This is a genomic window from Thalassobaculum litoreum DSM 18839 (assembly GCF_900102465.1).
Taxonomy (GTDB): Bacteria; Pseudomonadota; Alphaproteobacteria; order Thalassobaculales; family Thalassobaculaceae; genus Thalassobaculum; species Thalassobaculum litoreum.
Genome location: NZ_FNBW01000031.1, coordinates 1 through 9,375, shown reverse-complemented (window position 1 = coordinate 9,375; position 9,375 = coordinate 1). Strand labels below are relative to the sequence as shown.

Sequence of the window (9,375 nt, the reverse complement as noted above, 5' to 3'; positions counted from 1 at the left end):
TAACTATACATCTAAGGGGTATCTGATATCAGTAGCGATAATTTTCCTTATCGATATCAATGGAAAACCCGCTAGAATCCGGCTCAGACGACCCGCACGGCCACAAAACCGGGAGCGCTGACGATGAGTGACGCTGAGGGTGACACTGAGAGTGACGCTGGGCCGACGACGCTTCCCGCCCCGACGGCACCAGGCGTCGTCGAGCTCGACCCGTCCCTCGACCGGGCGCTGATCGCCAATCTCGGCGATGCCGGCCGCAACAACGACGCGGCCTTGAGCGAAAACACCCGGCGCAGCTACGAGACCGGCTGGCGGCAATACTGCGCCTGGTGCCGGCCGCGCTACCTGACCCCGCTCACCGAGCATCCTGAGCAGGTGGCGACGTACCTAGCCTCCCTGGTGCCGTCCGGCGATGCGGCCGCCCGAAAGAAGCTGTCCACCGTGAGACTGCGCCTGGCGGCGTTGAAGCATTATTACCGCGAGGCGGGGCAGGGGCTCGACTGGAAGCATCCCGCCATCAGAAATCAGATGAAGGGCCTGGCCCGCAACAACCCGGTCCTTGTGCGTCAGGAGGCGGTGCAGGCGCTGGGCATCGAGGATCTGACGACGATCGTGGCGGCAATCGATACGACCTGGTTGCGCGGCCTGCGCGACCGGGCGCTGATCCTGGTCGGTTACGCGGGGGCGCTGCGCCGCAGCGAGCTCGTCGCTATTGAGGCCGATCACCTGCAGGCGGTCGACGGTGGATACGAGATCTGGTTGGGAACCACGAAAACGGATGAGGGCGATCGCGACAATGTCTGTGTCATCGCGGAGACGGGGACGAGCCTGTGTCCGGTCCGGGCGTTGAACGACTGGATGGAGCGAGCCGGCATCGCCGAGGGGCCGATCTTCCGCAGGGTCGATCCGTGGGGCGGGATCAAACACACGGCCCTGACGGCGCAGAGCGTGCGGCTGATCCTGAAGGCGCGGGCAGGGGAGGCGGGTTTGGATGTCCGGAGCACCTACCGGGGCGGCAAAACCATCACTGCCCCGATCCGTTGGGGCGGGCACAGCCTGCGCCGGGGTATGGCGACGGCCGTGGCGGAGGCGACCGACGGGGATGTCACTGCCGTGCAGCGCGCCGGGCGCTGGAAGACGCCGGTGACGGCACTGCGATACGTAGAGGAGACGCGGCGGGTCGATCGAAGCGCCTCCGCCCTGGTGATGGGCAAGCGGCCCGGGAAGGCATAAAGCTGCATTTCGGGCTGGGGCAGTGCCGGTCGCCAGGAACACCCCCCGAAATCCACCCCCGAATCGCCCTGAAAATCACCCAAAAGCTGTGGTGGAATGCGAACTTGTAAAAGGTGGCGGTTTTGCCGGAATTTGACGCTGTAACGGATTTTTGCAGCGCTCTGTGAGAGCACCAGTCTGCAGTGGCACTGAACCGGGGGCGGCCGATGAAGGCGCGTCAGGTGAGAGCGCGGGCTACCTGCTACGAGAAGGGGACAGTGGGATGACAGGGTCTAATGGATTGCGGATTACCAGGGCCAACGAGCAGCTCGATTGTTTGCTGAAAGCGATCGCAGATTACCATCGCGATGGTTGTCATGCACTCCCAACGCTGCGAATACCATGAACCGAAAATCACTAAGTGAAATATCCTGGGTCTTCATATCCACAGCAATCTGTATATTCCTGCTGATCAGCAGGCAGCCTGAACAGATCGGGTCGCCTCAGATCTGGGCCGAAGACGGAACGGTCTTTCTTCAGCAGCACCAGAGGCTCGGTTTCTCAGCCCTGTTAGAGCCCTATGCCGGCTATCTGCATCTCTTCCCGCGACTGGGCGCAGCGGCTGCCGGACTGCTGCCGATCGAGTGGACTCCAGCAATCTATGCGGCCCTGTCCGTACTCGCGACCGCCTGGGTCGCCGTGATCGTTCACCTCACCCGCCTGACGGCAACGCAGCGGGTGCTCTTCGTTGTTCTGTTCGTGGCGATACCACATCAGGGGGAGGTGTTTCTCAACCTCACCAACGCTCAGTGGATCCTGTGCCTCAGCCTGATCGCGGCGCTACTCTGTGATCCGGATAGGCTCCAGTCATGGCAGTTCGTCCTTCTATGGTTCACGGTGGCGATCGTATCCGCCACCGGGCCGTTCTCGGTCCTGCTGGCCCCGGTCTGGATCGCCTCGTACTTCACGATGCCCAGGAGCAGGCGGAGGGCTGTGCTGCTTTTGACGCTGCTCGTCGTCGCCGCGGTCCAGTTCGGCTACCTGATCGACAACCCACGTGTCGACCCGGTTATCGCCCAGGCGCTACCGGTGGGGGGCTCCTTCGTTCAGGCGGTCGGGCATTTCTTCCACGACCTGCTGTTCCATTTCCTTGAGATCGAATTCTGGGTCATCGCACTGGCGGCTGTCCTGTTGGCCGCGACCCTATCCGTCGGGCTTGTCTCTTCGGACCGCCAGGGCCTTCACGACATGGGAGTGCTCCTGATATCCGCCGCCGTCATCTACACGTCGGCGCTATACAGCTTCAGAAGCAACCCGACCCTGATATCTGCCTTCGGCGGCGGCGCCAGGTACTTCTTCGTGCCTTATGTCTGCCTCGCCTGGGCGCTGGTGCTCATCGTCACCCGCGCGAGTTGGCAGCCCCGCCTGCTGTCGCTCATTTGTCTCGTCTTGCTTCTTGGTTCGGCGGCCTCTCAGTGGCGTGCAGGGGCGCTGGAGCGCTTCGCCTGGGTCACCGAAGCGGACCTCTCGTCCGCCGAGGGCGATCTCATCGTTCCCATCAATCCGCCCGGATGGCATGTAACGCTACGCAAGCAACAGCCCTAGCCGCGGCCGGCAAGTGGGAGGAGCACGCGTGCACAACCAGCCTGCGCGCAGCTTGGTAATCTGGCTAAGCGCTGTCTGAGGTCAGCATTTCTGGGACGGATTAGCAGGTGTTCGTTAGGGAGATGCGGCTCAGCAAGAACACCGTCACCGAAATCGTCAAGCGGCACCGTGGCCGGGTCCCGTCATGCGAGCTGCAGAATGTTGCCGGTCGCTCTTAGGGTAGGATCTCGCCCCTTCCCGCAAACGACCCCAATGGGGGAATGACCTGGTCGTTCAGTATCCAGTGGACTGTTCAACCGAGGTCAAGGTCCACTGGAAGCTGATTGCAGAGCGCACGAATTAGGGAGTACCAGCTGGATCAAAGTCGGGTGATCCTCCCCCTTTGAAGCGGATCCGCCGGACTCGTTCCTGTCGCCTCCGAGGTTATGACAACGCCTACAATATCCTACGGGGCGTATCCTAACCTCTACCGCGGCAAGTCTTCGCGAAAGCGGTCGAACTGGTGCATTCTTTCGTGAAGCACCGTGACGATCCCGACGACGCCGTCGGAGAGCACTTGCCAGTAAATATAATGATGTTCATGGCGGCAGTAGAAGCCATCCACCCCGAACTCGGCTGGAACAGGGCGCCATGAAATCTTCTGAGCCGCGATTTCGTCGAACCGTTCGAACAGGCTTCGAATGTAGCGGGCTGCCTGCTCTTCGCCCCAATTGACGCGGGCATAAACGTAGATTTCGTCGAGGCGCCGACCTGCGTGCTTCTGGACACGGAATGTAGTCATACGATCAGTTGCGGGCGATCACCGTCTCTGCGTCGAGTGCCTCATAGACCGATTCCGGTGCGGCGAATGCGGCGTTTAGTTCGACTTTCAGCCGCGCGAACCCTTCGGCCTCGGCGCGTTCCTTGTCGCGGCGGATAAGATCGCGGACATATTCGCTGACATTTTCATAGGCCCCGTTATCGCCGATATTGTTGGCGACGAAATCGCCCAGCGGGCCGCTTACGCGCACATTCAGGGTCATGGTCTTGGGCATTTCACTATCCCCCAGCTAGTCATCCTCAATATAAGGGATTTTGTGGACAACCGCAATCACATGGTGTCTGCCGTCAGGCCAAATGCTGCACGTCACATAAACACCGGGTCTTGATAATCGGCACTCTCTTCCTCATCCGCTGCAGCATGGCTGTCAGGAGTTCCCTGCGCCGCACCGCGCTCTAGGGTTTGTGCTGCTCTTAGGGCCTATCCCCATAAACGGGTTTCGTTGAGGTCAGAGATTTGATTCAACCTCCTGTGAAGGAGGTTGGTATGCGCCGTCACGAGTTGAGCGATAAGGAATGGTCGATCATCGAGCCGCTGCTGCCGCGCAAGAGCCGCAGGGTGAAGCGTGTGGATGACCGCCGGGTGATCAATGGGATCTTGTGGCGGTTTCGCACCGGGTCGTCATGGCGCGATGTACCGGAGCGCTATGGACCGCGCACGACGCTCTACAACCGGTTTTGCCGATGGCGGGCCTCGAGTGTGTGGGACCGGCTCCTGGAGGCGGTCTCAGAGGCTTACGACGGCGACATCGTGATGATCGACAACTCGTGTGTCCGCGTCCACCAACACGGTGCCGGCTCGAAAAAGGGGGATCTGGCGATCCGTGCATGGGACAGTCCCGGGGCGGGCTGACCACGAAGATCCACGCCGTTGTCGATGCCGAGGGCCGGCCTGTTCGCCTGGCGTTGAGCGCCGGTCAGGCGGGAGACGCGCCCATGGCGGCGAGGCTGCTGGAAACAGTGACACCGGGTGCGGCCGTGCTCACCGACAAGGCCTATGACACCGACGGTATTCGATCCTTCGTGGCAGCCCGTGGCGGCTGGGCGAACATACCGCCAAGGATCATGTGCGAAGGCACCTTCGCCTTCAGCCGATGGGTCTACCGCCAGCGCAACCGCGTCGAGCGCTTCTTCAATCGCCTCAAACAGATGCGTGGCATCGCCACCCGATACGACCGACGCGCCGACAACTATCTCGCCGCCGTCCAAATTACTTATGGTCGGGCCAATACTGCATTTTCGGCGCCGACAAGTTAGTCTCGACAATGATCTAAGCACGAAACGGAATTGCTTTCCCTTTCAACCCAAAGCCTCCAAACCCTGACGAAATCTCGTAAGCGTGCTACCTGAGCAGCCATCAACCTGGAACATCAAATCCAAATCATGTTTGACCTCGTCTGCTCGAATTTCGACAAGTTTCATGTAGGTGTGAAGTTCTTCGTTCGGACTACCCATTTTATTATAGGCCTTCCACTCTTTAAAATACTCTCCATACAAAACTTCTGCCACTTCGGTATATTGATTGTAGAGTCCCGGATGAAGCTTCATCGTGTAGTCATAGACAGATTTGAAAATCATGTGATCCATTCTCCAAATGTAGTCGATAGTTCCAATGTGAACATCTTTGTTGTGTTGATAAGAGGCTGCATTTGCCGGTAGGTGCGATTTACACTGACTGAAAAAAAGCGTTACGTAGTGCAGGACCATAGCTCTTTGTGTCGCGAAATAATCTTTTTCCGAAAACGGAGGTTTGCCATCGATTACTCTCAAATATGGCCAGGGCTCGCGCTTAAGGAGGTGACCACATTTGCCGCTTAGCAAGTCGTTACCGGAAATATCTGCTACGTTGCAGTTCCCTACTGTGTCTTTGCTGAGGGTGATTTTAATTCGTTCAACGGCGGGTGTGCCCTGCCTGTAAACATTAAAATCGTAGATCAAACCTTCCCTCGCGTGCTCCATACAATTCTGGACGGCGGGTATGCGTAGCGTGCGCGAATGATTACAACCAAAGATCAAGTCGCCGACCTGCAGGCCCGCTGCCTGTAGCGGCCCGTTCTCTCGGATTTTGGTGATCTGGAGCGTTGAGGAAATGCCGTTGTAGCCCGGTAGCCTTGCCTCGAAATTCCGCAAACTTGCACCGATCAACGGGAAATCAGCTTTGCAGGTTTCTTGAATGGTCTGATACCCACCCCGAACCGCAACTTTTCTGGCAGGGCAGTCATCCGAATTGACGATCACCGGGTCTTTCTCGACGAGAGATTTGTTATCGTTCCTCAATAGTCTGACCAGATCGAATTTTGTGGGAGTTTTATCGGCCACGAGAACGACATCGAAATACTTCCCGACCACATTCACCGTTATTTCGATTTTGTCGCCGACGGTGATGTTTTTAAGAACCTGAGCTACATCGGCAACTCTCGCCACAGTTCGATTGTTCACCGTCCGAATGCGATCTTTGGTTCTCAGTCCAGCATTCAATCCCGGCCCGTCTTTTCTCAGTCTGCCAATCTCAACGCCCCATTCACCATCGAGGAGTTCCATCCCAATAGAACCTCGTTCTTGGCCTACTGCTGGCTCACTGAGTGCGGTCAAAAATACAAAAATAATGCACAGCGTGGCAGAGACGAGTTTCGCGGTTTTCATAGCCCTCTCCAACTTGAAAATGAGCTTCGCACTTGTACGCAACTAGAAAAGATTTCCGCTGTCGACGGCTTGACCGTCCGAATCAACACACGAAACTTTTTCCGATACCGCACCTTCATCGTTGCTGCTTGTCAAAACACCAGTCACTTTGCTGCAATTGACATCTTGGTTATTCTTCACCTCGACGGGCTCAACCTTTTTGACCTCGTAGGTCAGATCTTCGCCGGAATCGCTCTTCCAAGCTTTAGATGAAGGGGCACCTGTCTGAACGGCCGCTGTCTCGACGTCGCCAATATTTTTCTTATCGTTCGGGCTCAGCTGTTCAATCAGGTCGCAAGCAACCGAACTGCCGAATAGCGATCCCAGAGCCGAAGATATCTCATTCCCCGTCTCCGAGAGAGTTCCAAGAATCCCACTTATCGATCCCAATGCAGCCGCGGCGGTACCGCAACTCTTCCAAGCGTCACTGGCTGCATCAGCCTTCGTGGGCGCGAAGAAAATAAATAATGCAGCTGCTATTAATCTGGCTTTATTGTTGCTCATTATGAATGCCCCTGAGTTTTCGCATGATTTTTAGCGAAGCAGAAACCATCATGGGTTGTCAATTGATGGATATGGTTCCGACCTTATATGGCGGTGGATGACCCTGAGGAGCGCCGCTGATGTGGATTCAGCCCGCATTTCCACCAAGATTAATCGTATACACAAGCTTCGAGACTGGGTTGGAACTGCGGGCCAGGCTCGCCCCGGCAACGGCAAGCAGCAGACTGGCGGCGTGAACAACACCAGGGAATAGCTTAATCAAGCCGCCAAACTGTCCAAACGATGGGGACCACCTCTTCAATTACGAGCAGGCAAACCCTTATGCAGGCAAGAGAAGGGCCGCATCTCACCCACCGACGTTGCCGCTGCCCATGAAGGCGACGCTTGAGGCGATCGCTGCTGGGCGCCCGCAACCGCGCATCGACGATGCTGACCATGGCGCCGATCGGCCTCGTCTTCACGTTTGCCGGAGTTGCCGTAATACTCGACGACATGACAACGAGCTTGAGTCGGAGCACGGCGTGATCACCACCTACGGGATCGACGAGGAATACAACGTCGCCTTCACCGCATTCGGCATCGAAAATCTAGGGCAGGTTATCCAGATCTACCGGGCCGCTGCCAGTCGGACCACAGCTGAGCCGCAATAACGGCCATGACGGGCCACAAACATTGCGAACTTTATTGCAAACAAGCTGAAGGCTGCTCCCCAACCGTCTGATCGGACCCGCGGCGCTGGTCAATCGCCACGGTTCACATCATGAAGGTATCTGCGAGATAGCCTGTTCGGCCTTCGTTGATACCGTAAGCCAGATAGTGCTCCAACGCGTTGACGCCAGCTTCTGCCACATCCGTGTTGGCCGAGAGGTATTTCGCTGTATCAAAGAACTCCGAGGCCGCCCGGCCCTCAGTGGCTCCGTGGGCCACGTAGTGCTGGTAGGCGGACTGGAAGGCCCCTGTGCCTACCGCTGTCGCCACATCGATGTTCTGCGCCAAATAATACGCACTGTCGAATAAGGCATTGCCGTCACGGCCCTCAAATTGGCCAAACTGCACGAAGTGCTGCACACCGGAACTGAACAGCCCGGCCCCAACCGCTGCTGCCACATCGGCGTGCTGGGCCAGATAGAACACCTCGTCGACGATCGAGTTGCTTGTGCCGTCGGTGAAGCCACTAACAATCCCATTGGCCTCGTCGTCGCCCTGGGCCCCTGTGCCGGACGACGTCTGGGTAACGACCGTCTTCTGGTCGGAGAAAACCAGGATCTCGACCCCGTTGATGGTGTCGTTTCCCTGGAACGTCAGCACACCGCCGGTCCGCTCGACAGAAGCGACCAGTGGGTCATAGAGACTGTCGAACACCGCCATGTCCCGGCCGTCACCGCCCACCAGAGCGTCGTCTCCCAGCCCACCGCTCAGAACGTCATCACCAGCCCCACCGCTTAGCCAATCCCCCCCAGCATCGCCCAGCAGCGTATCGTTGCCGCTGTTGCCGAACAGGAGGTCGTCACCGTCACCGCCGAGTAGTCGATCATTGTCGTCTTCCCCGTAGAGCGTGTCGTCGCCAGCGACGCCGGAGACTTCGTCGTTGCCGGCGCCTGCGAGAATACGGTCAGCCCCTGCCGTGCCGACCAGCGTGTCGTTACCGCTGGTGCCGCTGGGAGCAACAGGCGTGGGAGGTGCCGGGACAACGGTGACATCGGTCACCACGACGTCGTTATTGTCGGTACCCCCGGTATAGCTGATCTGATAGGTGCGGCCGTTCGCGGTGAAAGAGGCGCCCTCTGCTAGACCCGTGAACGTGCCAGTGACCGCATCGGTGTCATCGTTGCTGATCAGCACATAGCTGTCACCGGTGGCCGACGTGTAGCCGAAGACGGTGCTCAGCGTGGCGCCGTTGATTGTCACCGTTCCGGTGACGGCGATCTGGTCGTAGCCGGTCCCGGCCACGGTGCCGTCGATCTCCATGGTGGCGGTCGCACCCGCGGCGAGGGTCAGGTTGCCGGTGGAGATCGTGCCGGGGCTGTTGCCCGGGGCGATGGTGCCGCCGCTCGCGACCGTGACCGCCGTCGAAAAGGTGCTGGTTCCGCCGAGCGTCGCGCCGGAGGCGACAGTGTAGGTGCCGCCCCCCGCGATCATGCCGCTGCCGCTGATCGTGCCGGAGAAGGTGGTCGAGGCGGAATCGGTCAGCGTGAGCGTGCCGCTTCCGATATTGAGCGTGCCGCTGCCGGTGAGGCTGCCGACGGTCTCGCTGGTGCCGTTCAGATCCAGGGTCGCACCGGCCGCGATGGTGACGGCGCCGGCATCGGCAAGCGCACTCCCACCCGAAACCGTCAGGGTACCGCCGTTGATCGTGGTCCCGCCGGAATAGGTGTTGGTCCCGCTGAGGGTGACGGTGCCGCTGCCAGACTTCGTCAGGCCGCCGGTGCCGGAGATGTCATTGTCGATCGTGGTCGCACCGGTCACCGTCAGCCCGCCGCCGTTCAGGGCCACGTTGCCGGTGCCGAGATTGCTGTCGGTCGAGACCGAGAGTGTGCCGCCGGTGACGGTCGT

The 9,375-nt window shown here is 59.0% G+C and carries 9 protein-coding genes; 4 read left to right on the top strand and 5 right to left on the bottom strand.

Annotated elements, in window-relative coordinates:
• Positions 1–123 precede the first annotated feature (123 nt).
• Both BLS34_RS24760 and BLS34_RS24755 read left to right on the top strand, forming a co-directional pair.
• On the top strand, positions 124–1,233 hold the full coding sequence (locus BLS34_RS24760) for a tyrosine-type recombinase/integrase (protein WP_093154702.1): 1,110 nt from the start codon (positions 124–126) through the stop codon (positions 1,231–1,233).
• A gap of 381 nt (positions 1,234–1,614) precedes the next feature.
• On the top strand, positions 1,615–2,817 hold the full coding sequence (locus BLS34_RS24755) for a hypothetical protein (protein WP_093154700.1): 1,203 nt from the start codon (positions 1,615–1,617) through the stop codon (positions 2,815–2,817).
• A 466-nt stretch (positions 2,818–3,283) separates the two neighbouring features.
• Here BLS34_RS24755 and BLS34_RS24750 read toward each other — a convergent pair whose 3' ends face one another.
• Complete coding sequence (locus BLS34_RS24750; protein ID WP_093154697.1) at positions 3,284–3,598, bottom strand: type II toxin-antitoxin system RelE/ParE family toxin; 315 nt, start codon at positions 3,596–3,598, stop codon at positions 3,284–3,286.
• Positions 3,599–3,602: 4 nt separating this feature from the next.
• Complete coding sequence (locus tag BLS34_RS24745; protein WP_175474388.1) at positions 3,603–3,851, bottom strand: ribbon-helix-helix domain-containing protein; 249 nt, start codon at positions 3,849–3,851, stop codon at positions 3,603–3,605.
• Positions 3,852–4,123: 272 nt separating this feature from the next.
• Between BLS34_RS24745 and BLS34_RS24740 the strand changes: the two genes are divergently transcribed.
• Positions 4,124–4,893, top strand: a protein-coding gene (locus tag BLS34_RS24740) for an IS5 family transposase (RefSeq protein WP_139189482.1) whose coding sequence is annotated in 2 segments (ribosomal slippage) — positions 4,124–4,450 and positions 4,453–4,893 — 768 coding nt in all. Because the reading frame shifts where the segments join, the coding sequence is not laid out codon by codon here.
• Positions 4,894–4,935: 42 nt separating this feature from the next.
• On the opposite strand, the gene BLS34_RS25730 is transcribed toward BLS34_RS24740, so the two are convergent.
• Together BLS34_RS25730 and BLS34_RS25725 are read right to left on the bottom strand one after the other, a co-directional pair.
• Positions 4,936–6,279 carry a PDZ domain-containing protein gene (locus BLS34_RS25730; RefSeq protein ID WP_139189481.1) on the bottom strand — a complete coding sequence of 448 codons (1,344 nt, stop codon included), beginning with the start codon at positions 6,277–6,279 and terminating at the stop codon, positions 4,936–4,938.
• Between the two features lie 42 nt (positions 6,280–6,321).
• On the bottom strand, positions 6,322–6,822 hold the full coding sequence (locus BLS34_RS25725; RefSeq protein WP_139189480.1) for a hypothetical protein: 501 nt from the start codon (positions 6,820–6,822) through the stop codon (positions 6,322–6,324).
• A 521-nt stretch (positions 6,823–7,343) separates the two neighbouring features.
• Between BLS34_RS25725 and BLS34_RS26710 the strand changes: the two genes are divergently transcribed.
• The gene (locus BLS34_RS26710) at positions 7,344–7,472 is read left to right on the top strand and encodes a hypothetical protein (RefSeq protein ID WP_281241222.1); all 129 of its coding nucleotides are present in this window, start codon (positions 7,344–7,346) and stop codon (positions 7,470–7,472) included.
• 103 nt (positions 7,473–7,575) lie between these two features.
• Here BLS34_RS26710 and BLS34_RS24730 read toward each other — a convergent pair.
• Positions 7,576–9,375 (bottom strand): calcium-binding protein (locus BLS34_RS24730; RefSeq protein WP_175474387.1); only part of this gene is annotated, 1,800 nt, incomplete at its 5' end.